Annotated in this window: 27 protein-coding genes and 1 pseudogene; 10 read left to right on the top strand and 18 right to left on the bottom strand. The window is 44.3% G+C overall.

Translation table 11 applies throughout. The annotated features are described in order from the left end of the window. Positions 1-833: 833 nt before the first annotated feature. The gene (locus F6K51_RS23095; protein ID WP_365940099.1) at positions 834-1,757 is read right to left on the bottom strand and encodes a CoA-binding protein; all 924 of its coding nucleotides are present in this window, start codon (positions 1,755-1,757) and stop codon (positions 834-836) included. A gap of 127 nt (positions 1,758-1,884) precedes the next feature. After that, complete coding sequence (locus F6K51_RS23090) at positions 1,885-3,195, bottom strand: ATP-grasp domain-containing protein (protein ID WP_293024611.1); 1,311 nt, start codon at positions 3,193-3,195, stop codon at positions 1,885-1,887. A gap of 504 nt (positions 3,196-3,699) precedes the next feature. Between F6K51_RS23090 and F6K51_RS23085 the strand changes: the two genes are divergently transcribed. The 4 genes from F6K51_RS23085 (at position 3,700) to F6K51_RS23070 (ending at position 9,042) form a co-directional block, all read left to right on the top strand. After that, positions 3,700-5,181 (top strand): hypothetical protein, encoded by a 1,482-nt coding sequence (locus F6K51_RS23085; RefSeq protein WP_293024609.1) that lies wholly within the window; start codon positions 3,700-3,702, stop codon positions 5,179-5,181. Between the two features lie 88 nt (positions 5,182-5,269). Next, positions 5,270-6,556, top strand: coding sequence for a pitrilysin family protein (locus tag F6K51_RS23080; RefSeq protein WP_293024607.1), 1,287 nt, complete (start codon positions 5,270-5,272; stop codon positions 6,554-6,556). Positions 6,557-6,817: 261 nt separating this feature from the next. Then, positions 6,818-8,092 carry a pitrilysin family protein gene (locus F6K51_RS23075; protein ID WP_293024605.1) on the top strand — a complete coding sequence of 425 codons (1,275 nt, stop codon included), beginning with the start codon at positions 6,818-6,820 and terminating at the stop codon, positions 8,090-8,092. 140 nt (positions 8,093-8,232) lie between these two features. Next, complete coding sequence (locus F6K51_RS23070; RefSeq protein WP_293024603.1) at positions 8,233-9,042, top strand: peptidoglycan-binding protein; 810 nt, start codon at positions 8,233-8,235, stop codon at positions 9,040-9,042. A 197-nt stretch (positions 9,043-9,239) separates the two neighbouring features. On the opposite strand, the gene F6K51_RS23065 is transcribed toward F6K51_RS23070, so the two are convergent. Next, positions 9,240-9,899, bottom strand: a complete 660-nt coding sequence (locus F6K51_RS23065) for a PEP-CTERM sorting domain-containing protein (RefSeq protein WP_293024601.1) — start codon at positions 9,897-9,899, stop codon at positions 9,240-9,242. A gap of 266 nt (positions 9,900-10,165) precedes the next feature. On the opposite strand from F6K51_RS23065, the gene F6K51_RS23060 reads away from it, so the two are divergent. The 3 genes from F6K51_RS23060 to F6K51_RS38520 all read left to right on the top strand — a co-directional run bounded on the left by F6K51_RS23060 (position 10,166) and on the right by F6K51_RS38520 (position 11,897). Continuing rightward, positions 10,166-10,600 (top strand): hypothetical protein, encoded by a 435-nt coding sequence (locus F6K51_RS23060; RefSeq protein ID WP_293024599.1) that lies wholly within the window; start codon positions 10,166-10,168, stop codon positions 10,598-10,600. A gap of 91 nt (positions 10,601-10,691) precedes the next feature. Continuing rightward, positions 10,692-11,147 carry a response regulator gene (locus F6K51_RS38525; protein WP_365940098.1) on the top strand — a complete coding sequence of 152 codons (456 nt, stop codon included), beginning with the start codon at positions 10,692-10,694 and terminating at the stop codon, positions 11,145-11,147. 69 nt (positions 11,148-11,216) lie between these two features. After that, the gene (locus tag F6K51_RS38520) at positions 11,217-11,897 is read left to right on the top strand and encodes an adenylate/guanylate cyclase domain-containing protein (protein ID WP_365940096.1); all 681 of its coding nucleotides are present in this window, start codon (positions 11,217-11,219) and stop codon (positions 11,895-11,897) included. Positions 11,898-12,076: 179 nt separating this feature from the next. Here F6K51_RS38520 and mnmH read toward each other — a convergent pair whose 3' ends face one another. From mnmH to gpmI, 7 genes are all read right to left on the bottom strand, one after another. After that, positions 12,077-13,147 (bottom strand): tRNA 2-selenouridine(34) synthase MnmH, encoded by a 1,071-nt coding sequence (mnmH, locus tag F6K51_RS23050; protein ID WP_293024597.1) that lies wholly within the window; start codon positions 13,145-13,147, stop codon positions 12,077-12,079. Between the two features lie 156 nt (positions 13,148-13,303). Beyond that, the gene (locus F6K51_RS23045) at positions 13,304-14,164 is read right to left on the bottom strand and encodes a hypothetical protein (protein ID WP_365940095.1); all 861 of its coding nucleotides are present in this window, start codon (positions 14,162-14,164) and stop codon (positions 13,304-13,306) included. Positions 14,165-14,325: 161 nt separating this feature from the next. Then, positions 14,326-15,849 carry a carboxypeptidase M32 gene (locus F6K51_RS23040; RefSeq protein WP_293024595.1) on the bottom strand — a complete coding sequence of 508 codons (1,524 nt, stop codon included), beginning with the start codon at positions 15,847-15,849 and terminating at the stop codon, positions 14,326-14,328. Between the two features lie 688 nt (positions 15,850-16,537). Further along, positions 16,538-16,672: a hypothetical protein gene (locus tag F6K51_RS23035; RefSeq protein ID WP_293024593.1), complete on the bottom strand. Its 135-nt coding sequence runs from the start codon at positions 16,670-16,672 to the stop codon at positions 16,538-16,540. A 107-nt stretch (positions 16,673-16,779) separates the two neighbouring features. Beyond that, positions 16,780-17,649, bottom strand: a complete 870-nt coding sequence (locus tag F6K51_RS23030) for a peptidase (protein ID WP_293024591.1) — start codon at positions 17,647-17,649, stop codon at positions 16,780-16,782. A 17-nt stretch (positions 17,650-17,666) separates the two neighbouring features. Further along, positions 17,667-17,897: a preprotein translocase subunit SecG gene (gene secG, locus F6K51_RS23025; protein ID WP_008191847.1), complete on the bottom strand. Its 231-nt coding sequence runs from the start codon at positions 17,895-17,897 to the stop codon at positions 17,667-17,669. Between the two features lie 77 nt (positions 17,898-17,974). Next, complete coding sequence (gpmI, locus tag F6K51_RS23020) at positions 17,975-19,573, bottom strand: 2,3-bisphosphoglycerate-independent phosphoglycerate mutase (protein ID WP_293024625.1); 1,599 nt, start codon at positions 19,571-19,573, stop codon at positions 17,975-17,977. Between the two features lie 492 nt (positions 19,574-20,065). Here gpmI and purN point away from each other — a divergent pair, with 492 nt between their 5' ends. Beyond that, positions 20,066-20,725 carry a phosphoribosylglycinamide formyltransferase gene (gene purN / locus F6K51_RS23015; RefSeq protein WP_293024566.1) on the top strand — a complete coding sequence of 220 codons (660 nt, stop codon included), beginning with the start codon at positions 20,066-20,068 and terminating at the stop codon, positions 20,723-20,725. Positions 20,726-20,879: 154 nt separating this feature from the next. Here the strand turns inward: purN and F6K51_RS23010 are convergent, their stop codons facing one another. The 8 genes from F6K51_RS23010 to F6K51_RS22975 all read right to left on the bottom strand — a co-directional run bounded on the left by F6K51_RS23010 (position 20,880) and on the right by F6K51_RS22975 (position 24,877). Further along, on the bottom strand, positions 20,880-21,473 hold the full coding sequence (locus tag F6K51_RS23010) for a CPBP family intramembrane glutamic endopeptidase (protein ID WP_293024564.1): 594 nt from the start codon (positions 21,471-21,473) through the stop codon (positions 20,880-20,882). Further along, positions 21,451-22,575 (bottom strand): DUF3326 domain-containing protein, encoded by a 1,125-nt coding sequence (locus F6K51_RS23005; protein WP_293024562.1) that lies wholly within the window; start codon positions 22,573-22,575, stop codon positions 21,451-21,453. Before F6K51_RS23005 ends, F6K51_RS23010 begins: the two co-directional genes overlap by 23 nt. Positions 22,576-22,578: 3 nt before the next feature. Continuing rightward, positions 22,579-22,758 carry a hypothetical protein gene (locus F6K51_RS23000; protein ID WP_075903751.1) on the bottom strand — a complete coding sequence of 60 codons (180 nt, stop codon included), beginning with the start codon at positions 22,756-22,758 and terminating at the stop codon, positions 22,579-22,581. A gap of 295 nt (positions 22,759-23,053) precedes the next feature. Next, positions 23,054-23,374 (bottom strand): 2Fe-2S iron-sulfur cluster-binding protein, encoded by a 321-nt coding sequence (locus tag F6K51_RS22995; protein WP_293024560.1) that lies wholly within the window; start codon positions 23,372-23,374, stop codon positions 23,054-23,056. 305 nt (positions 23,375-23,679) lie between these two features. Then, a complete protein-coding gene (locus F6K51_RS22990; RefSeq protein WP_293024558.1) occupies positions 23,680-23,988 on the bottom strand; it encodes a hypothetical protein in 309 nt (102 codons plus the stop codon). A 79-nt stretch (positions 23,989-24,067) separates the two neighbouring features. Next, positions 24,068-24,337: a hypothetical protein gene (locus tag F6K51_RS22985; protein ID WP_293024556.1), complete on the bottom strand. Its 270-nt coding sequence runs from the start codon at positions 24,335-24,337 to the stop codon at positions 24,068-24,070. After that, positions 24,276-24,539 carry a hypothetical protein gene (locus F6K51_RS22980; protein ID WP_143727837.1) on the bottom strand — a complete coding sequence of 88 codons (264 nt, stop codon included), beginning with the start codon at positions 24,537-24,539 and terminating at the stop codon, positions 24,276-24,278. The genes F6K51_RS22985 and F6K51_RS22980 overlap by 62 nt, the downstream gene beginning before the upstream one ends. Continuing rightward, positions 24,539-24,877 carry a hypothetical protein gene (locus tag F6K51_RS22975; protein WP_075903757.1) on the bottom strand — a complete coding sequence of 113 codons (339 nt, stop codon included), beginning with the start codon at positions 24,875-24,877 and terminating at the stop codon, positions 24,539-24,541. Before F6K51_RS22975 ends, F6K51_RS22980 begins: the two co-directional genes overlap by 1 nt. Positions 24,878-24,960: 83 nt before the next feature. Between F6K51_RS22975 and F6K51_RS22970 the strand changes: the two are divergent. Together F6K51_RS22970 and F6K51_RS22965 are read left to right on the top strand one after the other, a co-directional pair. Further along, positions 24,961-25,473, top strand: a pseudogene (locus tag F6K51_RS22970) (carbamoyltransferase C-terminal domain-containing protein); the annotation flags it as partial. A gap of 159 nt (positions 25,474-25,632) precedes the next feature. Continuing rightward, on the top strand, positions 25,633-25,969 hold a 337-nt coding region (locus F6K51_RS22965; RefSeq protein ID WP_293024552.1), incomplete at its 3' end, for a glycosyltransferase family A protein.

The following is a 25,969-nucleotide window of genomic DNA, read 5'->3' as shown; positions in this document are numbered from 1 at the left end:
TTCATTGTTGTTCATTGTTGATGGTTTTCCCTTGTCTCCCTTCCCTTTGCTTGATCAGAGGTAGCCTGGGTGAAAGAGACGACACCAATCTCCTCTGATTCCCCTTTCTCCTTTTCCAAGTCCGCTGTTAACTATCATCAAGGAGCCAAGGCAAGTGGTATACCATTCAACTCAAACTTTCTATAAAGCTGAGATTTCACAGAATCCCCCTTACGCCATTGCCTAGGAGACATGACGCTGGCATTTTCTATTACACCTGAGCTATTGAAGGTTTTTAAATCAGCGCACCCACATATCCTTCTTTGGTTATCTAAAAAACTTGTATCTCAATTTTCTAATCTCGTAGGCGAGTAGGTGGGTTGTGGCAAAACATTAACGTAGTTATTTGAAGAAGAGTAGTAAGCGATGATCAACAAAGGTAATGTTAAGGTCAACAGCGCAATTACCGTACCCAAGACTTCTGCCCATCTATATGGGTGAGGGTCAGAAGAGTTGGCAGATGAGCCACTAAGTTCCATAAATTAATTGAAATTTAAACTAGGTCAGTTGAAAACGACGATTAGTTGGGTCTTATCATAAACCCTACATCCTCTATTTTATCGATTTATTTCCAAAGGATTGTTTTCTAGTAAACAATCTCAACCAAATTCCAGCCCGCTTAACGATACTTTGCAAAAAACTAGGCTTAACAAGGTTAAAAGTTGTAGGTTAAAGGTTGTAGGTTGTAGGTTGTAGGTTACCGGTTATAACCCACATTACCCATGTCAGTTTGTAGTATGCAAAGTATGATGTAAATCCGACCAATGGGTAATGGGGTGGCGAATCAATGCCTGTCAATGCTCGAGAGCCTTTTGAACCAAGATGGGAATTTGGGAAGGGCGTTCGGCTACTGGGATTCTCCCTTGCTTAAATACTGCCACTTTTCCCTGTGCCGTAGACACTTTAGTCATATTACTCATAGCCTCTGGTAGGTGAGTCGATAGCATAGCACTAGGGTTACTAATTAGTTGTGTCTCTGGTGTATAACGTCCTGCAATGTAGGAAATCACTGGTTTATGGATTTCCTGGGCTATATAGGCAGCGGCGGCCACGTCTTCGTAGCCGCCACCAGTCTGATCAACTAGGACAATAACGTTTGTAGCTTTATCTTTTTCCAAAACCTCCAGCCAATAGCTAAACGAAGAACCAACAATTGCTTCACTGCCAAGGTTAATCGCGATTGACTGTCCTAGGTTGGCTTGAGTTAAGCCAAAAGCCACTTCGTAGATCAGATAACTACCACGGGTAATTAATCCCACTGAGCCAGGGGTGTAAAATTCACTTTCGTGAGTCCCTAGCAAAACTTTTCCTGGAACAATAATTCCAGAACTGCTCGGACCAAGAATAATTGTCTTAGTAGCTTGGGCAATAGCTATCAATTCTACCATATCCAAGGGAGGAATACCACCAGTCACTAGAATAATTTGCCCTATCCCAGCATCTATCGCTTCCAAGGCAGCATCTTTGACCTGGTAAGATTCTTCAAAAATAATGGTTGTGTCTACAGCTTCGACATGATGGCAAGCCTGCTCTACTAAATCAAATACAGGAATGCCATGTAAGGTTTGCCCTCCCTGACCAGTACTAACTCCGGCTACGACATTGGTGCCATAGGCTTTCATCCGGGCAGCGTAGTACAAACCTAAGGGTTGTGTAATACCTTGTACTAGGACTTTGCTATCGCTGCTCAAGTTAATTGGTGATTGATCCTTAGTCATTTGTTGTTTGTCATTGGTCAATGATCAATGATCAATGATCATTGATCATTTTGAGTTGCCAGAAGACTCTGGCTAATCAAAAAGGATAAGGAACAAAAGAATCGTAACTGAGCACTGACGCACTCAGCTAGCTGACTAGGTTAGGACGTCGTGACCCCTTCTTGGCAAGAGATACAGCTTGCTTGACTGCCTCATCTAAATTGTCTGTAAAGTGTACCGGGAGCTGAGCCAAACGCTGTTGAATCGAGTGAAAATTTGTCCCAACTAAACGGATCACAAGGTGAGGTCTCTCAATCCCAGAGGCTGATCCAGGAGATTTGCCCTTAGATAACAGGTCTTGGTGAAGGGAGCTAAGGGGATGACTGGTGGAATTTTGCTCCTGGTTCTCTGAATTGAGTACAGCTGTTTCCCAACTTTGAGACAGTAGATAGTTGGCAATCATCTCAGCTGCGGCATTGCTGGTAGCCCTATTGCTCAAGATATTCACTAAGACCACTTTAATCCCTTCGGATGTGGTTAGTTCTCGCAAAGCCTCTTGCAGTTCCTCTATGGCAGCAGGGGTTATTGGCCAGTATTGGTTAGAGTTGATAGTTGGAACGAGATGACACTGTCTTGGTTTACCCTTTGCTTGGTATACCAGATCAACTGTTGTTGCAGCTAGACACATGCTGTTGCATATAATCCCGATGTTGCCTTTGAGATCACGACCTTTGAGATCACAACCATTGAAATTATGGCTTGAGTTAGTGGGCATCTCTTGGTAAAATCCACTGTCAGCCATGGTCGATGTCAAGTTGATCAAATCCTGATGACGTCTCAGAGCCTTGTCGTTGATAGCAATCCTGCCATCAAGAGCCATGAGTTCACCAGTCGGGCTAACACCGAGGGGATTAATTTCCACTATGTCCAAATCTTTTTGGACAAAAAGTTGGTACATTTTATTAATAATCCCACTCACTGACTCAATCAGGTTACCATGAAGTCCCATTTTGATGGCAAGACGCCGCCCATAGAAGGGTGAAAAGTTTTGCTCGACCACAACCTTTTGCATATCGGTGATCAAGGCTTTGGTGTCCATACGCCCTTGGGAAGAACCAAATAGCACAGGACGGGCCAAGTTGTAGTCTAGGAACACGGCTAGATAAAATTCTTGTTCAGCATTGTAACGGGATTCTGCTAGCAGCACTTGAGGATGCTTACCCAGAATCGGGAGTTTGAAAATTGCCCTAGCTGCTGCGATCGCATCGATGGTATTCTCTACACACCGGATGCGACGAGCTGGGTTGTCTCCATAAGTAGATACTTGAGATTTGAGCACCACCGGATAGGGAATCTGTAATCCCTTGATGTCGGTAGGATGGTCAATGCGTTGAGCAGGCAAAACCGGAATGCCAATCTCACGGAATAATTCTTTAGCCTGGTATTCTAGTAGATGCATGATTCGCGAACAATCCTAAGCACGACATTTCAAATCTTTTGCCACTTGGTCCATGCTGTAGAAACACTTCCGTGAAAGTGTCTGCCAGCTGAAGCGGCCTGAAATTGGTTATTAAAAACAGGAAAATTATTCCCCCAGTAGCCCCTAGGTAGAATAGGTAGAAGGGAAGCAGGTGTCGATCGCTTTAAACGCCATCACTAAGTTATTAATCTATGATAGAAGTCAATAGTTGATAACTCCAGATCACCGCCGCAGCCAGATCACGGTAGCTGTTTGTTGATGGTTCTAGATAAGTGCGGATCTTGGCATGTCTAATCGTAAGGTTGGAAGTCTAGACCCAATCAAAGATGACGGTGTCGGAGGATGTCACTCCTTGCTTCTTTGATTCTTCATAATTTCCCCCTAACCGCTATAATTCGTCACTGTTGGCTTGATATCTCACCAATTCCTGCCTAACCACTGGAAGCATAGGAGGATATTTTGGGTTAAGATTAGGTACCTTTTTTGGTATCTCTGGCTTTGCTCCTGCTACAGGCAATGGATTCTAACCAGTTAACCCCTGAGTCTAACCAAAGCAACGATCAATCAATGGATTCTGACGTTGCAGCCCACCCTTGGGACGAACCACTTTCTGATCCCGAGGCTCAAACCGATGAGCCATTCCCTGAAACACTACAACCCCATGAAGGAAATTCTAAAAGTACGTTTCTTTTGTTGGTGGTGGTGGGCATGGGATTGGGTTTAGTATTTTTAACCGGCGGCTTTTATGTTTTTACCCGTCCCTGCGTATTTGGGTCTTGTAGTTCACTGAATGAAGCTCAGCTATTGAGTAAAAAGTCAGCAGACACCCTGAAAAAACCCAAATCGGGAAAGGAGATTCTCGAAGCTCAGAAGCAATTAAAGACAGCGATTGAAGCACTCAAAGCAATTCCGTTTTGGTCAATGAAGCATGACACAGCACAAGAGTTGCTTCAAGCCTATCAAGTCAGAGGTAAAGACCTAGATCAGTTAGTGACAGCCATGCAAATGGCGGCTAGGGCAGGTCATAAAGGGAAAAATCCTCCCCATAAGGCATCAAAGTGGATAGCAATTCAAAAACTGTGGCGAGAGGCAATTGCCCGCCTTGAACAAATGCCTAAGGAGAGTAGCCTGAATGCTATAGCGCAACATAAAATTAAGCTATATAAGGTCAATTTAGAGGAAGTTAATCGGCGATTACTCAAAGAAAGACAGGGTAATCAGATTATGAAAGCAGCTAAGAAAGCGGCTCAGATTGCCCAAGCTCGTCAGGGTGTAGCCCAGACTTTAGAGGAATGGCAACTAGTCTATAGTACTTGGAAAACCGCATTAGACCGTCTGAACAAAATTCCTAAAGGAACAACCGTTGAAGAGGACAAGCAACGACTGGAGGAATTCTATAAAAATAATCTGGCCAGGGCGCGCGATCGCAAAACCCAGGAAAAAATTGCTACCAACGCCTACAATCAGGGACTACGTTTGGCTCAGTTGGCTCAAAAAGCTCAGGGAAAGCAGCAATGGTCGGTGGCTGCGATTCATTGGCGCAACGCTTTAACTTACGTGAAGCAAGTTCCAAACTCTACGTACTACCACAAAAATGCACAGTCTTTAATTGAGCCTTATCAAAACGCCCTTAAGGCAGTTCAAAGCAAGTTGCAGTTGCAGGTAAAGTTAAAACAAATTGGTGGTGATCTTGAACAAATCTGTACTGGGGAAACTCGAGTTTGTAATTACACCATTGATGAAAGTCTGATTAAAGTAGAATTAACACCTACTTATATGTATCAGGTCAGACAAACAGCCATTACGGCTCAAGTCAGAGGTGATGTAGAGGCTCACGCTGGCATCGTCAATCACGTATTGACTTTAGAAGATGCCCTCAAAGGGATTAGCTATAATTCCGATATCCCTATGGAAATCTATACCGCTGACGGGGCTCTGATTCAGGTACACAGTCCTGGGACTTAGTTTAGGGAAGTGTGAAGTAGTAATCATGATCTTTAACACTGGGTTAATCAAAATTAACGTTAAGTAATATCATGTAAAAAGTTACACATTGAGATTAGAAGCATTGTTATCTGAGCCCCTACCTCAAGTAAAGTTTCCTGCTAGTGTTTTCAAACTGACCAATGGCTTGAATGTCATTCATCAATACCTAAGCGCTACACCAGTAGTAGTGGCGGATGTGTGGGTTGGTGCTGGTGCGATCGCAGAACCAGAAGAATTGTATGGCATGGCTCACTTCTTGGAACACATGATTTTTAAAGGCACCGAGACCATTGCTCCTGGTGTGTTTGACTATGTGATTGAAAGCCACGGTGGTGTAACGAATGCCGCTACTAGCCATGACTTTGCTCATTTTTTCGTAACCAGTGCTTCTGAGTACTTAAAACACACCCTGCCTCCCTTGGCAGAATTACTCTTGCATCCTGCTATTCCTGAAGAAGAATTTGTCCGGGAACGGTGTGTGGTGTTAGAAGAAATTCGTGGCAGCTACGATAATCCTGATTGGGTTGGATTTCAGGCTCTTTCTGAGAGCGTTTACCAACGTCACCCCTATGGCAGACCGATTCTGGGTACTGAAGCGGATTTGATGGCTCACTCTCCCCAACAAATGCGCTGTTTCCACCAATGCCATTACCAGCCGGAAAATATGACTGTGGTGATTGTAGGTGATATTGACCAAGAATCAGCATTAACTATAGTTAACCAGTCATTTCAAGATTTTGCTTCCACCACTGATTGTCCTAAACCAGAGGTGATAGCTGAACCACCATTTATCGGAATTAGGCGTCAGGAACTAAACTTGCCTCGCCTGGAGCACTCACGTCTATTGATGGCTTGGCACGGACCAGGGATAGATCAGCTTGGGGATGCTTGTGGTTTGGATTTACTCTCTGTGCTCCTGGCTGATGGACGCTCTTCTCGCTTGGTAAGAGAATTAAGGGAAGAGAAACAATTAGTGCAAGACATTGGTAGTAGCTTCTCTCTACAGCGTGATTCGAGTTTGTTTACTATTACCGCCTACCTAGAACCCGAGTACCTAGAACAGGTAGAAGCAATAATTAGGGAACACCTGTGGCAATTGCAACAGACACCAGTGTCAACCACAGAAATCAAACGCTGTCAACGTCAGCTCTATAACGACTATATTTTTTCCACAGAATCTGCTGGTCAACTTGCTGGTTTGTATGGTTACTACAACATTATTGCTACAGCAGAAGCAGCCTATAGTTATCCGATTGAGATTCAAAAGCTAACAGCTAATGACGTAATGCACTTAGCCCAGCGGTATCTTTCTCCTCATCGCTATGCTATCACAATCCTCAATAATATAGATTAAAGTATAGCTGAAATCGTCACTCATTTTTAGATTCAAAAGCTGACATCTTTAGACGTAATGCACTTATTAGCTGATACTGTATCTTTATACCTATCGCCTGAGCTATCACAATCCTCAACAGGATAGCTTATATCGGAACTAATTAAAGGTGGTAACTATTCACAAAGGCATGTAGTAAAAGTACAAATTCGTGCATTGAAATTTTGAAAATTGAAAATTGCCTAAAACCTAAGACTATCAAGCCTAAGACTTAAGACTATCATGCCTAATATCACACTAAAGCAACAACAGAATATCCATCGCACAGTGCTAGATAATGGCATCGTGGTGATAGTAGTTGAAAATGCTGCTGCTGATATCATTGCCAGCCGTCTATTTATTCAGGCAGGTAGTCAGTTCGATCCACCAAACCAAGCTGGGCTATCTCACCTCGTCTCAGCAGTTATGACCAAGGGAACCCAAGACTTATCCTCTATAGACATTGCCGAACGGGTCGAGTCTATGGGGGCTCAACTTGGTGCTGATGCGGCTAACGATTATTTTCTACTCTCCCTGAAAACCGTTGCAGCTGACTGGTTTGAAATGTTACAGCTAGCAGGGCAGATTTTGCGATCGCCTAGTTTCCCAGATGCTGAGGTAGACCTAGAGAGGTACCTAACCATTCAAACTATTCGTGCCCAACAGGAGCAACCCTTTAACATTGCCTATAAGCAATTGCGACAGGCAATGTATCAAGACCATCCCTATGGCTTCTCAGTGTTGGGAGAAGAAGCTACCGTATCTACACTGGGTCGAGCTGACTTAGAACACTATCATCAGACTTATTTCCGCCCTGATAACCTAATAATTAGTATTGCAGGTCGTATTAACTCAGAAGATGCGATTAAGCAGGTAGAGCAAGTGTTTGGGGATTGGCAAGTTCCCGATACACCCCTGAGCAAACCCTCCTTACCCTCCCCCATTGCCCAACCCTGCCAAGTGACTACTGCCCAAGAGACGCAGCAGTCGATTGTGATGCTGGGTTATCTTACCTCAGCCGTACAAGAGGCTGACTTTGCTACCCTCAAACTCCTGAATACCTACCTGGGGAATGGTCTTTCTAGCCGCTTATTTGTAGAACTCAGAGAAAAGCGGGGTTTAGCCTATGATGTCTCAGCATTGTTTCCGACACGCCAGTCGGCTTCTACGTTTATAGCCTACATGGGGACAGCACCGGAAAATACAGAAACTGCACTGGTTGGTCTGGTTACCGAAGTGGAACGTCTTTGTTCTCAACAACTGAGTCAGGATGAATTGCAAGTTGCCAAAAATAAGCTTCTTGGTCAGTATGCACTAGGTAAACAAACTAATGGTCAGCTAGCTCAAGTCTATGGCTGGTATGAGACGATCGGGCTAGGAGTTGAGTTTGATACCCTGTTTCAACAGGATGTGACAAGGGTTACTCCAGAGATGGCTCAAGCAGCAGCTAATCGTTATTTCATTGAACCTTATATTTCTCTAGTCGGACCTGCTGAAGCAATCAACTTCCTCGGTTAACAGAGCAAACTAAAAACTTGAGGTCTCTCCCGTGTTTTACCTTTTAACCGGGGGAGATCTCAATATATTGTTGTCTATAAATCCGCTTGAATCGATAAAGTTAAATTAAGTCGTGACAAGATTTAATTGGCTGTAAAGATATGGATTCTATACACACCACTAACAGCATCATCGGTATAACTATCTTTGGATCAGTAGCCCTTAGCTTAGGGAACTTGCCAGCAGTTGCCCTTGAAGCCAATGGCGTTGTCCCAAAACTGGCTCAAGCAATTACCCCAGTCAAAATCAACCGACCAACTCTCGATATTGGTAGTGAGGGGGAAAGAGTATCTGAATTACAAGCAGTTCTTAAATTATTAGGGTATTACACAGGAGAGGTAAATGGGTTTTATGGAGATAATACTGCGATGGCTGTCTCCAAGTTGCAGCAAGAAGCGGGTTTGACTCCCCATGGCATCATGGGAGCTGCTGAATGGAATCTTCTGTTTCCGAGCATCCCACCCAATCCAACATCCTCAACCTCTACTTCAAATCCCTTACCCTCAGCAAGTATAAGACCCCCGACCACCTCTGATGGCATCTCAGCTTCATCCTTTCCGACGCCTTCCATCACACAAGCTATTACCCAAACCACCACAACTAGTTCCAACCCTTCCTCCCCAGCAACCAGCACTAGCTTTGGTAATCGCACTACCACAACAGGCAATGCGGTCACTGTTGAGAGAACTAAGCCTAGCGCTATAACCTTACCAATTCTCCGACAAGGTATGCGTGGTCCAGCAGTCCAGCAATTGCAGAGGCGACTGAAATCTCTTGGTTTTTTAAAAGCCACAGTAGATGGGGTATTTGGAGAGGTTACGAAAGCCGCAGTACAAACGGCTCAGCGCAAGTTCAAACTAGAACCTGATGGCATTGTTGGTCCTGCTACTTGGAATGCTTTGCTACGTTGATGAAATTTTTGTTGAACGCGCACGCGTGGCCGTTCGCGCAGCGTGGCCTACGGCCTTAAGGCCATGGTTGACGATTGAAAGTGAAAAGTTAACAGTTAACAGTTCACTAATCAACCGTCAACAACACACTAGTTATATTTTTATTATATTTTTAGTTATATTGTGTCCGGTTGACTAGTTATCAATCTTGATGAAGATTACTGCTTTGCTTGTTTCTGCTGTTTGAGTTCGTGCTTCAATACTGAACTAATTCCTAAAGCCCCCAAAGCGAAAATTCCTAGGGTAGAAGCAGGTTCGGGAACTCTTTCACCTGTAGACAATGACAGCTCAGCACGAGATACAATGGCATCATCTCCATAAAATACCGGAATTTTGCCACTATTGGCATTAAAGACGTTCACGATTTCTCCTGAGTCGTAAAACTCCAGTAAATTTAAAGACAGCGATTGCTTAGTTCCTACTGGGAGATTGCGGATCAGATCAATAGTAATAGTATCCAATCCTATGATACCAAATAAATCGGTAGTAATCAGGGCGTTGTGTGGTGTCAGGTCTAAAATTAGTTCCGCTTGCGATAAGTCATTGATTGATGTCGCCAAGTCAGAAAAATCAAAGCTCCAACTGGTATCTTCATCAATCCCATTACCAAGGGTGGTGTTATCCCCAGTCCTTTCTATGGTAAAATCGCCGTTTTGTAGGGTTTGACCAATACTGGCATTTAGTATTGTAGAAGGAGTTGAACTGCCAATCGCTTCAGCTGTGAAATCAAGACGACTAGCCAAGGCTTTTTCAGGTATTAAGCAACTGCTCAAAACGACGGCAACTGTAGCCACTGAGAACCCTTTTAAAGTAAGCATTTTAATAGTTCCAAACCAAAACTAACATTAGAGTTAATGTAAAAATAACTCTATTATACTTCGGTGAGAGAATTTTATCACAAAAAAGGCAATACTCCAGATAAAGATTTATTAAGTCCTTTTTAAGCATTCAGGCATCAGGAAATAAAGGACTTTAAGCCTCCTTACTTCAGTCAAGGGTGCTGACGCTACTTTTTCTTGATTTCTGGGAATTCTGTGAATGTAACTCCTAACGATTTGTCAGTCAAGCAGGATGGCACAAGCAAATGTTATTCAAATCTTTAGCCCAAGGGGTTTCCAAGGTTTCTGGGAAAGTTACCCTTCCCCTGATCTTGGTCATACCATTTGTCCTGCAAATCTTCGCAGCAGTGGGACTTGTGGGATATCTGTCCTATAGAAACGGCAAGACAGCGGTTAATGATGTTGCGACTCAACTGCTTGAAGAAGTCAATGCTCGGGTTGAGCAGAATTTGGAGGCTTACCTAACCATTCCTCATCTAGTTAATCAGATTAATGCCACTGCCATTAATCTAGGTCAATTGAATTTGCAAGATATTCCTGAATTAGAGCGTTACTTTTGGCAGCAGCTTCAGATCTTTAATACCCTTACATTTACTGGATTAGGCTTAGAGAATAAAGACAACCTAGGAGCAGAACGATTAGATGATGGTACACTGATACTAAGAGTTTCCACCAATTGAATCCATCGCTCCAGTCCCCGACTTCACCAATGAAACCCCGAACTTCACTGGAGCCTTAGCAGCAGAAAGTGGATATATCAAAATTTTGATTGTGGACGATGAACCAGTCAACCGTCAGGTTCTTACCAATTATCTTTCCATGGAAAATTATGCGATCGCTACAGCCACTAATGGTTTAGAAGCTTTAGAAATTCTCTCAAGTCGTTTCCAGCCTGACTTGATCTTACTGGATGTGATGATGCCCCGCATGAGGGGCTATGAAGTCTGTGAAAAAATTCGCCAGAAGTTTTTGCCCAGTGAACTTCCGGTGATCATGTTAACCGCCAACAATCAAGTTTCTGATTTGGTGGAAGGGTTTACTTGTGGGGTAAATGATTATCTGACTAAGCCTTTTTATAAGCATGAATTGTTAGCCCGAATTAAAAGTCATCTACGGCTTTATAAAATTACCTCTGCTTATGGTAAGTTTGTCCCCCATGACTTTTTGCGCTTCCTGGGATATGACAGTATTATTGATGTTAAATTAGGGAACTATGTTCAAAAATAAATGACTGTTATTTTTGCTGATATTCGCTCTTTTACCAGCCTATCAGAACAGTTATCTCCTCAATAAAATTTGAATTTTATTAATAGTTATCTGAGTCGAGTTAGTCCAGCAATCCGGGCTCACAACGGGTTTATTGATAAGTACATTGGAGATGGAGTTATGGCACTTTTTCCTGAGTCAGCGGATGATGGGGTTCAAGGTGCACTTGAGATGCAACAAACAGTAGCGGTCTACAACCAGCATCGGTGCCAAAGTGGTTATCTTCCGATTACTATCGGTATTGGTTTACATACAGGTAGCTTAATGCTAGGAACAATCGGTGAACAAAAGCGGATGGAAAGTACCGTGATTTCTGATGCAGTTAATCTTGCTTCCCGCTTGGAAGGATTAACCAAACTTTATGGTGCAGGGATTATGATTAGCCAACAAACCCTCTATAACCTGAATGAGTTTCAAAAGTACAGTTATAGGTTTCTGGATCGAGTCAAAGTTAAAGTAAAAAATAAACCGGTGGCAGTATTTGAGCTATTTGATCAAGATCAGCCGCAACTGAAGCAGTTAAAGATAAAAACTAAGAGTAACTTTGAACAAGCTGCATTTCTCTACCATCGGCAAGCTTTCGCCCAAGCTGAACAGATATTTCAGTCAGTTTTACAAACTAATCCCCAGGATAAAGCAGCCATGCTCTATGTCAAACGCTGCCAAAAGTCTCAAAACTATGGGGTGCCAGAGGACTGGGAACGGGCATAAGCGTTGCATGAGTCATAATTTAGCGTTGCCCAATTGTGCAATAATTGAGGGTAATGAGTAAAAAACTTCAACTATGAACTTAACCGAAACAACCGGACACGATATCATTCTTTTTTATCAGTAAGTAATCATCCGAATTTGATAAGTACTCGGACATAAAATATTGACTTGCTGATTAACTATCCTGAGCATAATTCTGTCCAAGACACTAAACTATTGACAAAAGTCTGAACACTGTGCTCTGATAAATCCACAATCGGTAACGTCGATACTACATTTCCATAACACTTACTAATCGAGCGGCGGTAAGCTGGATCATAATGACTTTCAAGCAAATCTCCTACCAAAGCATGACCTTGACCCCCATCAATCATCCCATACCACTGGTTAATTTTTTTCCAGCCATAGCGAAACCTTAGACACTCTAGCTTACTTTTGAAAAACTCAGGGTTAGTAAGCAAGTGAGGATACTCTTGCAACAACCATTCAATTCTACGTGCCAGGGGTAACTCAACTTCCACACACCTAGCATCCTTCATATTTTGCCATACTGAATGAGGCAAATAAATTTTTCCAATCTTATTGCTTTCTGCTTCTACCCATACTGGCTTATCGACATCAAAGCGTTGCAATTTTTCCAATAGCAGGGATTCAAACCATTTTTGTGACGGTTGAGATAATGGTTCACCTTCCCACTCTTGACCCAGCAGCGAACCTCGATGATTGGCTAACTCTTCCAAATCCAGCATCTGGACACCTTGCTTAGCAAGTTGCCGCAAGATCAGGGTTTTCCCACTACCCGTTAGTCCACACAATACCCGGTAAGTAAACTGTTGTGGCAACTGTTCTAATTCTTCCCTTACATAAGCTCGATAGGTTTTGTATCCCCCGTCGAGAACTGTAACTTGCCAGCCAATTTGAACTAACACTGCTGCCAAACTCTGGGAACGCTGTCCACCCCGCCAACAATAGACCAAGGGATGGTAATTTTTATCCTTAGCAGCAAAGTGACTTTCCAGATGTCTAGAGATATTCCCAGCAACTAGAGAGGCACCAATTTTACGAGCTTCAAAGGAAGACACTTGTTTATAGATAGTCCCTACCTTAGCCCGTTGCTGATCATCGAGCACAGGTAGATTAATCGCACCTGGCATATGATCCTCAGCAAACTCACTCGGGGAGCGCACATCAATAATTTCGCTGTAGTCTTCTTCCTTTGGCTGCTGGGTATAGTTATGCGATCGCTGCATTCGATGTTCAATTCTCTGTTTCCTGAAATAAGTGCCATCAATGGCTCAGTGTGCGGTAGTTGACACTGGTGAGTTTTTACTCTGAACACTGAGCACTGACGCACTTAATCCTATTATCGACGCATATGCTCCTCCAAAAGCTTTTTAGCCCGAGGCTTATAAATCAGATGGAACAACGCCGTGAACCGATACCAGGACAATCCGGAAAATCGTTGGGATGCGGGATAGGAACTGTTCCAATGCCCTATCATCCGGTTCATCAATCAATTCATCCAGCATTGTCAAGGTTTCCCGCACCCGACTAGCCGTGTTTCCCCAGCCTGCTTCAAAACCCATCTCTTGCAGCTTAAAGCGGAATTTATCATAGGATTCGCTGTCTGGGCGATCGCTTACAAATTCCAAGGCCAACTTCACCTGTTCTGAGAGTTGCTGGTGATTGTGAATGCGCTCGTTAATCAGTAGCTGGTTTCCTTGGAAATAAAGCACTTTCAAGAAACCGTACAACGACTCCAACCACTGCTCAGGGTCTTGAAAGAGTTTACTGGAGAGATAGCGGTTTAGGAAGCGGACTCCCTTACCAATATTCTTGGGATCGCGAATGACTGGGCTGTAGTCATAAAACGGCTGAAAATCCAGCTGGAGAACCTCCCCGACCTTGGGGTTGTAGCGATTGACAAAGCGATCGCGTATATTCAGCAGTTCCTCTGGTGTAACCTCTTGCGCCCTTAAGTCTTCAAACAGACGGAAAGCTCTTTTAGCCGCAATTTTTGGTCGGATAATCAAGCATAGACTTTCATCTTCCAGAATAATTTCTTGGGTGTAATAAATCAGCTTCCCTAAATGAGAAGAATGATAAAAGTATTCGGATTTTTTGTGGTTAGTGCAGTATTCATTAAAAGCAGCCAGAATTTCGTTGCGCAGTAAATACCTGGGTTCTGCGGTTTTTAACTGGCTGGTAAAGTGACGTAGATCGCTCTTTTCGTCACTTTCGAGAACATCCTGAATTAGGTTGAGCATTGAAACTCCCCAAATACAAGTCAACTATATTGAAACCAACAACCCTATAAAAAATTCCTCTAAAGAATAGTGATTCCCGCGCACTACAGATCAGGAATAGATATTCTTTTAGATATATGGACAACGTTCTCGCAAAACCACTTTTTTGGCACAAACAAATATTAAAGCATGTAAAGCTGCCCATACTTGTGCCGGATGTAGCGGATGAATGGATCGATGCGTAAAGCAGTACCAGTGACGCTCTTAATCAATTCAGCTGCTGTGTATTTGCAACCGTGTTGGTAAATGTTGTCCTTCAACCAATTATGGAGCGTACTAAAGTTTCCTTGCTCAATTTTTGGTATAATTTCAGGCTGTTCCGTTACTGCAGCTTCAAAAAACTGGGCGCTCATCAAGTTACCCAAGGTGTAGCATTGGAACATTCCCCCAATCTGACCAGTGTACCAGTGAACATCTTGCAACACCCCGTCACTGTCATTCTCGGGAACAACCCCTAAATCTTCACGATAGCGTTCATTCCAGGCTTCCGGTAAATCCCTCACCTGCAGCCGACCCTCAAGCATCATCAGTTCTAAGTCAAAGCGGATCATGACGTGGAGATTGTAAGTCACCTCATCAGCATCCATGCGGATTACAGACCGCTGCACCTTGTTGATGGCCTGATAAAAGGCATTGAGGGAAACATTACCCAGTTGGGAGGGGAAGTAGGATTGTACTTGGGGATAGAAAAATTTCCAGAAGCCCCGACTACGCCCAACTATATTTTCCCAAAGTCGGGACTGGCTCTCGTGGACACCCGAAGATGTCCCACAGGCAAGAGGAGTGCCTTCCAAATCTCGTCTAATTCCTTGCTCATAAAGACCATGACCCATTTCGTGGATGCTGCTAAATAGAGCTTGACTCAGGTCATCTTCATCAACACGGGTCGTAATGCGCACATCACCGGTAGAGAAGTTGATCATAAATGGGTGATGGGTTTGGTCTTGCCTTCCGCGCTCAAAGTCATATCCCATTTGCTTCATGACCTTGAGAGTCAAATCTAACTGTTGCTCTTCAGGATATCGTTGGTGTAAACAGTTGTCATCCGTGGGACTTTGGGCAGTAATAGCCTCCACAATTGGCACTAATTCCTCTCGCAACTGAGAAAAAAGCGTCCGCAAAATAGAGACTTTCATCCCATAGTCAGCAAAGTCAATTAACGGGTCAGCGATATGTTCGTAACCAGGGAAAAAATAAGCCATTTGACGGCTGAGGTCAAGGGTTTTTTCCAAGTAAGGGCGCACCGCTGCAAAGTCGTTGGTAGCTCTTGCCTTTACCCAAACACTGTACGTTTCTGTCCGATGTTCAGAGAATTCTCCCATAAATTCCGCTGGCACCTGCACGGCTCTGTGGTAATTTTTTCTAGTGCAGCGGATTAAGCTAGCTTCGTCAGAAAAGTAAGGTAGAGTTTCTTCATAGGGGCGTAACCCTTCCAGCAGTTCGCCCATGGTTGGGTCAGTAAATTTACTATGGGCAATTTTTTGTAGAGTAGCCAGCTGACGTCCCCTAGCAGCTGCACCACCGGGAGGCATATAGGTTGCCTGATCCCAGTACAACAAAGATGCGGCTGCTTCTAAGTCGTTAATTTCACTAAGGCGTTTTTTGAGGTTGAGAAGTTTCGGTTGAGTTTTTTCGGTAGTCTGCATGATGCTAGATTGACACATTCAGGCTATTAGTTTAGGGTTACGGTATTTTGCCGAATAGTAAATGTACACCTGACGACCGAAAATAAAAATCTTACCCACAAAAATGTCCGATACTAATGAATCAGACAAGTGGGCTGAAAGCTAAGACCAAGTTGCGTTTTTCAAGTGCAATTTACTTATCGGACAATGGTGAAAATTCCCAAGTCCTTATTTCCTCTCGTTACGATTTAAGCTGCAACTTGGTACGAGCACTCTGGTAAAGCTAAGTAACTAACTCAGATGCCGATGGCTATGAAAACGTCATACCCATAACTGAGTGTTATAGCATAGTATTCGAACTACTATTGTGCCATTTCTTAAAGAATTACTAGTATAGTGTAATCCCTTAAAACCAGACAATTGCTCGAGCTATTGGCACAGTGGTAAGTATTCCTACCGACTGAAGCTCACAGCCACTAGCTTCGAGCTTCCCCAATACTCGCCGAAAGTAGGATGTCACAAGGATTTGTTTGCAATCTCATTTGGATCAGGACTTATGCACCCTTTCCGTGTACAACCTCTGTAAATCTGAAGTTCTGTGATCCGAAGTTCGCTTTTTCCTATTCGTTTAAAATTATTAAGTAAAACTTATTCGTAAAAACCTATTAGTAAAAACCTATTAGTAAAAACCTTGATTTTTCGTTTTATATCATGTCGGGATAATTACCCTTAATAAAAATCTCCCCCATCTCCCCATCTTCCCCTCCTGGGAGGGGTTAGGGGTGGGTTCCCATCTCCCCATCTTCCCATCTCCCCATCTCCCCACACTTCCCACCCTCCCCACACTTCCCCTCCTGGGAGGGGTTAGGGGTGGGTCCCACCCTCCCTCTAATTATGGGTATTCAACCTGACTTGATATTAGCTGGGGCTTGTCCTATGAATGCAAGCCTTTTAGCTTTTACTTTTTACCTTGAGCAAAGGCCATCCCAAGCGAGTTGGCTGTTGGTATATCCGTTTGAGGGTATTGATGTCTCTAGCAGAAATTCTCGGGGGATTGCGAACTTGGGAAAAGTATAGCGCATCAGTTTTTAAAGGAGAATGACCCCAAATACCTAGTGCATGACCGAGTTCGTGACGGGCAGTGGCAAGGGTGTAGTCAATGGATTGCTCAGGGGAGAGAAGTATGGTAAACTTATGTAATAATAGATTATCTACTATTTGCTCTGGTGCCCTGATGGATTGCCCCAGGTAAAATTCATAGCGAGTAACGGCTGAGCGAGCGCGAGACCAATCAAAGGTTCCGGTCTCACGGTTCAAGGAAACTTTTAGAGGAGGGCGCGATCGCAAAATCGATATATCTGCTAATTCCTGCTGGTCAACTAGTTCTAGGGGCAAATACACCCCCCATTCTGCCACCGCCTTTAACACCGCATCAACCCATTGTTGGAAGCGCTGGTGCTTAGCATCAACCACAGCAGGTGGTTGGGGGTGTTCCACATAAACCTTCACGGGAAACTGAGACCAGATCAGATAACCTAAGGGAGTCCCCTTGATTTCATAAAAATAATCACCGCTGCCGGTAGGGTCTTGCCACTGGGCAAGGGGATTTGGTAGAGGGTGAGGCTTAGGAGCTGGTAGGGCAGGTGAGGTGACTGGCATCGAAGCCACGATAGCAGAGGAGGCTTCTGTTAATTGGTTAAACTTTAGGTATAAACCGGCTGCGGTGCTGGACTGAATCAACATAACTAACAGACAAGTGACACCCCCTAGAAACAGGGCTATCCATAGCTGCTGATCGTTTTTATCCCACCTACTCCCCAAGGTTTAACTCTAATTATTTACTGGTTTAACCAACCTGCACTTAAAATCACTGTCAAGCTCATAAAGGTAATCGCCAAGATCCAGGTCACCCGGTTCAGGGCTTTTTCAGCACTCTTGGTGCTGGTAAACAGCTGAGCTTGACCACCGATACCGCCAAGGCCATCTCCCTTGGGACTATGGAGCAAAACCAAAATAATCAGACCCAAGCCAGATAAAACCCAAATAATTTGCAGGATTTGATTAACCATTCTTTTGACAATATTACGGCATTGAGAAGTTTTGAACTCTCCCTCGGTTAAAACAAAGGGGTTCTCAACTTCCTGTGTTATAGAGAAACTCGCACGGGTGTCCGATTATTACGGACTTCCAACTTAGCGGGTTGGATCATAGAACGCCCAGTCATTTCTTTTGGCTGGGGAAGTTGCAAGATTTCCAAGATGGTCGGGGCAATATCTGCCAGACATCCATCACAGCGCAATGCAACTTCTGTACCATGTCCAGGGATTTTTAATTTTTCCCCTTCTACTAGGATAAAGGGTACTGGGTTTGTCGTGTGAGCTGTCCAAGGATTACCTGTCTCATCGCGCATAGTCTCGGCGTTGCCGTGGTCAGCAGTAATCAGGGTAGTGCCACCAACTTTAATAATCCTATCAATTAAGCGTCCTATGCAGCGGTCTACGGTTTCCACTGCTTCTATGCAGGCTTCCACATTGCCAGTATGGCCCACCATATCAGTGTTGGCATAGTTAATCACTACCAGGGAGTAAATGCGTTTTTCGATCGCTGCGATCACTTCATCGGTCACTTCCTTAGCTGACATGGCTGGTGCTTTATCATAGGTTGGTACCATCGGACTTTGCACCAATTTCCGGTCTTCACCCTCGAAGGGAACTTCTAGACCACCATTAAAAAAGTAAGTGACGTGGGCGTATTTTTCTGTTTCCGCAGTTCGGAATTGGCGCAACCCATGCTGGGATATAACTTCCCCCAGAATATTAGTCAAGTTCTGAGGTTCAAAGGCGACCAATACCGGAAAACTGGGGTCATACTGGGTAAAGGTGGCAAAGGTTAGGGGTTTGATCTGTTCCCGCTCAAAGCCATCAAAGTTAGGATCCACGAAGGCTTGGGTAAGCTGTCGGGCTCTATCTGGGCGGAAGTTAAAGAAAATTACTCCATCTCCTGCTGTCACAGCTCCAGGAGTAAGCCGTGTGGGCAAGATAAACTCGTCAGTAATTTCTGACTCATAAGACTCCTTGAGGAATTGTACTGCTGAGATAGCATTTCCAGGACCATCCTGAGTCATAACTTCATAGGCTTTTGAAATCCTTTCCCAGCGTCGGTCTCGATCCATGGCGTAGTAGCGACCACTAATGGTGGCGATGCATCCAATGCCAACTTGATCAATATAATCTTGAATTTTTTGAATTGCTTCAATGCCGTCGGTCGGTTTAGTATCACGACCATCGGTAATCGCGTGGATATAGACCTCAGATAGATTTTGGGCTTTGGCTAGCGCTAGCAATCCTAGGAGGTGATTGAGATGGGAGTGTACCCCACCCTCAGAACACAAACCCACGATATGCATCTTCCCACCCCGAGATTTAACCTCTCGGCATGCTTGCACAATAGCTTGGTTATCGTTTAAAGTGCCATTTTCCACCGCATCAGAGATGCGCACAAGTTCTTGAGGCACCACACGCCCAGCACCTATATTCAAGTGCCCCACTTCCGAATTGCCCATTTGACCCTCTGGGAGTCCCACGTCCTTTCCAGAGGTGCGAATTAATGTACTCGGATAGGCCGCCCAGAGGCTGTCCATTACAGGGGTTTCTGCTAGGGCTATCCCATTGGCATCAGTTACTTCGCGGTAACCCCAACCGTCTAAGATAACTAGCACCACAGGAGAAACAGGTGCTTGCCTCATCATATCGCCTTTTATCCTACTCTTAATTTCACCGCGATCATATCATTCAAAATCCGCATATTCATGATAAATTTCGATTTTTATTAGGTTTCGGCTGGCAGAGTCAGGATAATGCTTAAATCTGGTCTTAGCACAAGTTTTGAGTCCCACAAGCTAATAGGAATTTATACTCGCAAATCAGGGCAAACCCATCTAAATTATAAAAGCCTTACTCAGACAAAATTAGAAAATTCATAAGCAAAATTACTTATCGTATGAGTTTCATATCGAGTAGGCATTTTAAAATAAGATGGGTTTGCCCTGACTCGGAAATTAAGCTTTGTATGCAATTAATTAGGCGTGCCGGTGCATGTTTGGCTCACGGCTACTGACAGCCTACAGTTACAAGTAACAGAGGTGTGGAAAGGTTACAGAAACTCATTTATCTCAACATTCCTATAAAATTGATATGTTAATGGTCATGCTTATGACTGTGCGATCGCATTTACCGATATGACTGCCAATCTAACTTCCCCAGATTCCAGCCCGACCTTGATTTCCCCTACCATTTCTCGACCACAGACCGTAGACTCCTTACCGACTACTTCCCCTCTGAAACTGGGAGTGATGGCTTCCGGAAGTGGCAGTAACTTTGAAGCCATAGCTAGTGCGATCGCTAACGGCCAACTCAATGCCCAAATTCAAGTACTCATTTACAATAATCCAGGCATTAAAGCGTTAGCTAGAGCAGAAAAATACGGCATTCCAGCAGTCCTACATAATCACCGGCACACCAAAAAACGGGAAGATTTCGATCAACAAATTGTCGAAACTTTACGACAGTATGAGGTGGAGTGGGTCGTGATGGCTGGTTGGATGCGAGTGGTGACACAGGTACTCCTAGACGCTTTTCCTAACCGGATTCTCAACATCCATCCCAGCGTATTACCTAGTTTCAAAGGGGTGCGGGCGGTGGAACAAGCCCTTGAGGCTGGGGTAAAAATTACAGGGTGTACGGTTCACGTGGTCAGTCTAGATGTTGACAGTGGTCCAATCCTTTTTCAGGCAGCTGTTCCTGTGCTACCCGATGATACCCCAGAAACCCTCCATGCCCGGATTCAAGTCCAAGAACATCGGATTTTAGTGGAAGCGATCGCATTAATCAATTGTTAATTGTTATTTAGCAAAGGGAACAGGGAGTAGGGAGTAGGGAGTAGGGAGTAGGGAGTAGGGAGTAGGGAAGAGGGAACAAAAATTATCACAATTCCTACACGGATTATTATTTAATTGTTATTTAATTGTTATTTTTTATTGGATTTTAAATTTTCTATGTTCTATTTTCTAAATTCCCCAATTTCCATACCAAGCTAGAGACAAAGTTGGTCACGATATGAGCTACAATTGGTACGAGTAAATTGTCTGTTGCTACCGCACTATACCCCAGAAGCAAACCAACAAGGGTTGCCCAAACTACATAGGGCCATTGTTGGATACCGCTTAGATGCAAAATCCCAAATAGCATACTGGAGGCTATGATACCGATAGCATTCAACCCTACTGCTGGCAACATGACACCCCGAAACAGTAATTCTTCACTCATACCGGGCAACAGTCCTAGCCACATTAAATCTGGTATGATTAGGGGCTTGAGAATTAACTTTAGGTATACTTCTGCACTCTGGCGATAAGCTGGCCAAAGACGATACACTAAGCCACTGGCTCCAGTAATTGCCAACCCCATGGCTAGTCCTATAACTAGGGCATTGGGGGTAAATTTGATGGGCAGGAGAGTGAGCTTGCCTAGTTGCAGCCATAGCTTGGCAAAGATGAGTAAGACTACGGCAGTTATACCCATTGCCACTAGTACTTGGATGCGGGTTAGGGGTTCAAGTTCGGGATTATCGGGAATTTGTTTTGTCACAAAAATTTAAGCGACCCAGGGATGATAGGGATGGACTCAGAGCTTTAGGACTGATCCCAGCACGATGGCTAACCAGCAAGCCTAGAGCCTCTAAATATGAGTTTACTCGTATGGCTTTAATTCCCAAAGGTTCTGGAGGTACTTCCATGGTAGTTTGGTTTTCTTCAACGGCAATGATCTGGGTTTGCAGCTGGCTAAAGCTTAACATTGCACTACCACCACAGGCGGTTGCTGGTATCACAATCGCATCTACATCATCAGCCCAGATGTCTCCCGGTTTTGAGGAAATCGTTTGAGAATCTGGATTAGCAAGGGAGGAGGGAAAATTTTTTTGGTTGAGGACAAATTGGGGAGCGCGACTCAATCCTACTAAAACACAGGGTAAGAAGGTATAGCCCAATTCCTCTGCTGCTGAACGAGGTGACAATTTAGGATCGATGGGTAAAGGCATCAATGCTGGTGCATGAGCACAGGGAATTTGAAAGGTACGAACAATCAAGTGACTGATAATGGCTTCAGCACCAGCGAGGGGGTCTACGCCTCGGCCATGACGGTAATCTTGCAATGCTTGACTATCCATGTCATCGGGAAAACGCACGACTACTGCGATCGCATTTGCTCCGGCTTGCTCAATCAAGACTTGGGCTGCTCGCAATAAACTATCGGGATTTCCAATTGTTCCCCAACTCGCTCCAGATGCTGCTGTGCGCAGTTCTACATTTAAGGGAGCATCTGTGACTACGTAGTCGGTTAGATTCAGTCCTAGGGTAGCTCTGGTGGCATCTGCTGCTTGTAGGTGTCTCAACCGTAGTTCTGGTTCAATCCCCTGATCCAGGAGTAATCCCACCCGGTTCTGATGTACTGGGCGTAATCCCCAGCATCCAGCGGCAAATTTGTCAAGGCCATAGCCTTCTACATAGAAGGCGTTGGGTAAGTTCCAGTACAACTGGGCACCATTGAGCACATTGGGATGGGTGATTAAGCGATCGCTAACTTGTGCGATCGCTCTAGCTACTGGCAAGGCATCCCCGGCATACCCACCAATCGACGCTCCTACACCAGTAGGAATGATTAAAACAACGGTATAGGCACGCTGATTCACTTACTATTTGCGCTCTTTAGTCACAATCGCCTCTACCGTAGCTTTCTCCTGCTCAGGGTCTACATGGGTAACTGCCCAGCGCAGGGGTTCTCCCCGTTCTTGTAGTTCTGCTTCAATAGCTTGGTGCAGTTCCTTAGGGGACTCTTGGAGGTCAATTTCTGCAGTAATGAAATGGGTTGTCATAGTTTTCTCCCTAATTCTAATTAGGATAATCTGGCTATCCTAATCTATCTAACCATTACTTCTCGCTATTCGGCTAATGGTATTTGATTATATTTAAGCATTCAGCTATCAGCCGTCAGTCGTCAGCTAATCAACGGTCGGTAGTAAACAAGCTGGGGCTGCTGATACGGCTGCTTGAAAATCCCTGCTTGTTTTACTCATCAAACCCGGAGCAGTTAAAGCCTCTGATAGCTGATAGCTCATAGCTGATAGCTGACAGCTAAATACTTAAGATTATATAGCAGCACTGACCTGATCACGGCTGACCAAACTGCCGGTCGTACACTTCATCTTCTTTTTCGGTGTCAAATTTCAGGTTAGAGCGGGGATAAGCTACACACAGCAGCACATAGCCTTCTGCTTGGAGTTGTGGGCCTAAACCCATGCCATCGGTTTGGTCTACACTGCCTTCTGCTACTCGTTTGGCAGCGCAAGTGGTACAGACTCCAGCCGTGCAGGAACTGGGTAAATCTATCCCTGCCCCATGGGCAGCTTCAAGAATTTTTTTATCCTCTGGCACCTCTATAGTGTATGTGTTGCCTTTGTGATTAAATTCGACAGTGTAAGTCTTGGGCATTTTATCAGTTTCGAGCTTGATTCTCCCAATCCTATGAATAGGACAGGGAGGGTCACTGGCTTATTTTAGCGCTTTGTGGGATATAAATTAAGCTGGTGCCTTCGTTAGCCGAACCGCGAGAAGCCCCGCGCTCTACCCGGTAGGGTGAGCGTCTTGAAGTTACCGTAAGGATAGGGTCGCCTTTAGGGTTGGCAGGCTATGCATAAAAGAGGTGCGACCCGTGGCGAATTTAATTACGGGTCAAGGGCACCTTTGGTTGAAACTTATTGATTAAGGCGACCCTACCTTCTTTCAAGGGTAGGTTTTTAAGATAAAGGGCTGAGGATAGAAAAGGAATACTTGGAGAAAAATCGGGAAAAAATTGACCGATAGGTAACGGAAGATGATTGAGTAGAGCAGCAAGAATCAGCTAACTTGCCCCGACGAAAACAGCTCAAAACACGGGGTTTCGGTGTACCGGTGTCAGAGTTTTGACTCTCGACAGGGGTTGCCGGTAACTGTTGTGAGTCGTTGAAGGATAGATCAGGATCAGATTCCCCTCCAACACTGACGACCCACAAGGTGGCGATGGCAATTGCCAACCAATGACGCTCAGCCCTTTGGGGGTCAGTCATTTTCGTCTGGTGCCATTGCCAACCTCCCCGCCAACGTATCCTTGAAGAGACACTCAATCCAAGAACCCATTCGATACCATCAACCCTCAGCTTGATCTGGGTCGAGATCGGTGACAATCAACCAAGGATCTGAGTACCCAGAGTCCCATCGAGCCAGCAAGGTACAACTGAGGGGATTGCTAGAAAAGCAAGTTACTCGACCTGACCAGCTTTGACCGTTCTGGGTCACCACTGTGGTTAAAGGAACAAAGCTGGGTTGACCCACCGGATGAAACTGTCGAAGTTGGTTAATTCGTAAAAACGGATGCCAACCCTGTTGTTGAATTGCAACGCACGAGCCACTTGGCATACAGTCCTCGGTCAGCCATCACCAAAACTAACCAGTCCTGGGGAATTGTGTTTGTAAGGTGGGAGAGTAAATCCAGCCAATAGGGTTGCCAACTGCCTTTAGCCTTGGCTTCGATCACTTTCCAAGCCACAGGAATACCGCAGCCGCGATAGACAACCCTCACAACTAAGAGGGTAAATCGGCAACAAAAGGAACGAAGCATCAAGAGCTAAAACCATCGATTTTTTCTGGGGAGGCCATCCATTTAACACCCATTGCAGGAGTGGGGCTTGCACAGCTGGTGACATCAAGTTCAGCTCGTTTATCCCCTTTTTTGTCTTGCTGATTTCTGTACCACTCCCGCAACTGTTGACGTACAGTGTTTTCTTTTTTGCCGAGCAAGGCCGCTAGAAAAACTGCCACTGTGGTCAGTCCACAAGAGCCGGTCATCACAATGCCAAAACTCCACATCCCTAAAACCTCTGCTTGAGGTTTGCTCAGATGGGGCATTTTTTTAGTCACTGTCCTCAACCATTTTTGGTAATCTTGATTCTTCTTCATGGCTGTGTTCCCTTAGCCGCTGTTTAAGAGCATCGCGTTTTTTTCCAGTTTATTAAAAACCTACCCCTGAAAGGCGTGGTGAATGGGGTCCAAGAGCATTAGGAAACCGCTCGATTTTAGCCGATCCACGTCAACTAAAAATGAAGGAAATTGTCAATACCAAAATTAAATTTATAGAACCATTTCGTCCTTTTGCACCAGTTATCTTAGCCGAACAGGTAAATCATTATTTTTCCGGTTCTAATTTACAAAACCAATATCTGCCTCGCTATATGCAGATGGTGGCACCAATTCTTGAAGATAAGCAAGAGCAAATTCAAGCTGTCTGCCATAATGGCACAGGTCGCCTACAAGCTATTCGCCAAGAATCTAACCCGTTCTATTATCAAGTAATCGAAAAGTTTGGTGAGGCAACTGAAATTACCGTCCTCTTAAACACTTCCTACAATTTACGGGGTGAACCAATTGTGAATACACCAGAAGATGCCTTGCGCACATTTGTTTACAGTGATATAGATCTACTGGTGATGGGTAATTTTTTAGTTGACAACTCCAATAAAGTTCAACCTGTTTTATCTAAACAAAAAGTAAGTTAATCTTAAAAATACCAATCAAAAAACACTATATATAGGACTCATAAAATTATATGCGTTTACCCTGATTCAACCTATAAATCCTTGGTTTTGGAACTCATATCCAATGGTTAAGTGTATATACTTAACGCTGTACTATAAACCCCATTATAGTTAAGCAAAGTGCCTGAAATATCCATTATCATTCGTTGCTATAACGAAGAAGAACACATCGGTCGTCTGCTCAGTGGCATCATGCAGCAGACAATCCAAGATGTAGAAATCATTGTTGTTGACTCAGGTTCTACTGATGCCACTCCATCCATTGCATCCCGCTATCGAGTCAAACTCTTATCCATCAAACCGGAGGAGTTTTCCTTTGGGCGAGCGCTCAACCTTGGATGTCAGGCTGCCACCGGGCAATTCATCGTTATTGCCAGTGCTCACGTTTATCCCATCTACCAAGATTGGATTGAAAAGCTGTTAGCTCCCTTTAAAGATCCTAAGATTGCTTTAACCT

This window comes from Moorena sp. SIO3I8, from assembly GCF_010692325.1.
In the GTDB taxonomy this organism is placed as follows: Bacteria; Cyanobacteriota; Cyanobacteriia; order Cyanobacteriales; family Coleofasciculaceae; genus Moorena.
The sequence above is the reverse complement of the archived record's forward strand: the minus strand, read 5'-3'. Positions and strand labels throughout refer to the sequence as shown.

Excerpts from the sequence above, each read along its gene's own strand:
- F6K51_RS23095 (WP_365940099.1), bottom strand. The coding sequence starts at position 1,757 with ATGACTAAGGATCAATCACCAATTAACTTGAGCAGCGATAGCAAAGTC.
- F6K51_RS23090 (WP_293024611.1), bottom strand. The coding sequence starts at position 3,195 with ATGCATCTACTAGAATACCAGGCTAAAGAATTATTCCGTGAGATTGGC.
- F6K51_RS23075 (WP_293024605.1), top strand. The coding sequence starts at position 6,818 with ATGCCTAATATCACACTAAAGCAACAACAGAATATCCATCGCACAGTG.
- F6K51_RS23070 (WP_293024603.1), top strand. The coding sequence starts at position 8,233 with ATGGATTCTATACACACCACTAACAGCATCATCGGTATAACTATCTTT.
- F6K51_RS23065 (WP_293024601.1), bottom strand. The coding sequence starts at position 9,899 with ATGCTTACTTTAAAAGGGTTCTCAGTGGCTACAGTTGCCGTCGTTTTG.
- F6K51_RS23060 (WP_293024599.1), top strand. The coding sequence starts at position 10,166 with ATGTTATTCAAATCTTTAGCCCAAGGGGTTTCCAAGGTTTCTGGGAAA.
- mnmH (WP_293024597.1), bottom strand. The coding sequence starts at position 13,147 with ATGCAGCGATCGCATAACTATACCCAGCAGCCAAAGGAAGAAGACTAC.
- F6K51_RS23045 (WP_365940095.1), bottom strand. The coding sequence starts at position 14,164 with ATGCTCAACCTAATTCAGGATGTTCTCGAAAGTGACGAAAAGAGCGAT.
- F6K51_RS23040 (WP_293024595.1), bottom strand. The coding sequence starts at position 15,849 with ATGCAGACTACCGAAAAAACTCAACCGAAACTTCTCAACCTCAAAAAA.
- secG (WP_008191847.1), bottom strand. The coding sequence starts at position 17,897 with ATGGTTAATCAAATCCTGCAAATTATTTGGGTTTTATCTGGCTTGGGT.
- gpmI (WP_293024625.1), bottom strand. The coding sequence starts at position 19,573 with ATGAGGCAAGCACCTGTTTCTCCTGTGGTGCTAGTTATCTTAGACGGT.
- purN (WP_293024566.1), top strand. The coding sequence starts at position 20,066 with ATGACTGCCAATCTAACTTCCCCAGATTCCAGCCCGACCTTGATTTCC.
- F6K51_RS23000 (WP_075903751.1), bottom strand. The coding sequence starts at position 22,758 with ATGACAACCCATTTCATTACTGCAGAAATTGACCTCCAAGAGTCCCCT.
- F6K51_RS22995 (WP_293024560.1), bottom strand. The coding sequence starts at position 23,374 with ATGCCCAAGACTTACACTGTCGAATTTAATCACAAAGGCAACACATAC.
- F6K51_RS22990 (WP_293024558.1), bottom strand. The coding sequence starts at position 23,988 with ATGACTGACCCCCAAAGGGCTGAGCGTCATTGGTTGGCAATTGCCATC.
- F6K51_RS22985 (WP_293024556.1), bottom strand. The coding sequence starts at position 24,337 with ATGCCAAGTGGCTCGTGCGTTGCAATTCAACAACAGGGTTGGCATCCG.
- F6K51_RS22980 (WP_143727837.1), bottom strand. The coding sequence starts at position 24,539 with ATGCTTCGTTCCTTTTGTTGCCGATTTACCCTCTTAGTTGTGAGGGTT.
- F6K51_RS22975 (WP_075903757.1), bottom strand. The coding sequence starts at position 24,877 with ATGAAGAAGAATCAAGATTACCAAAAATGGTTGAGGACAGTGACTAAA.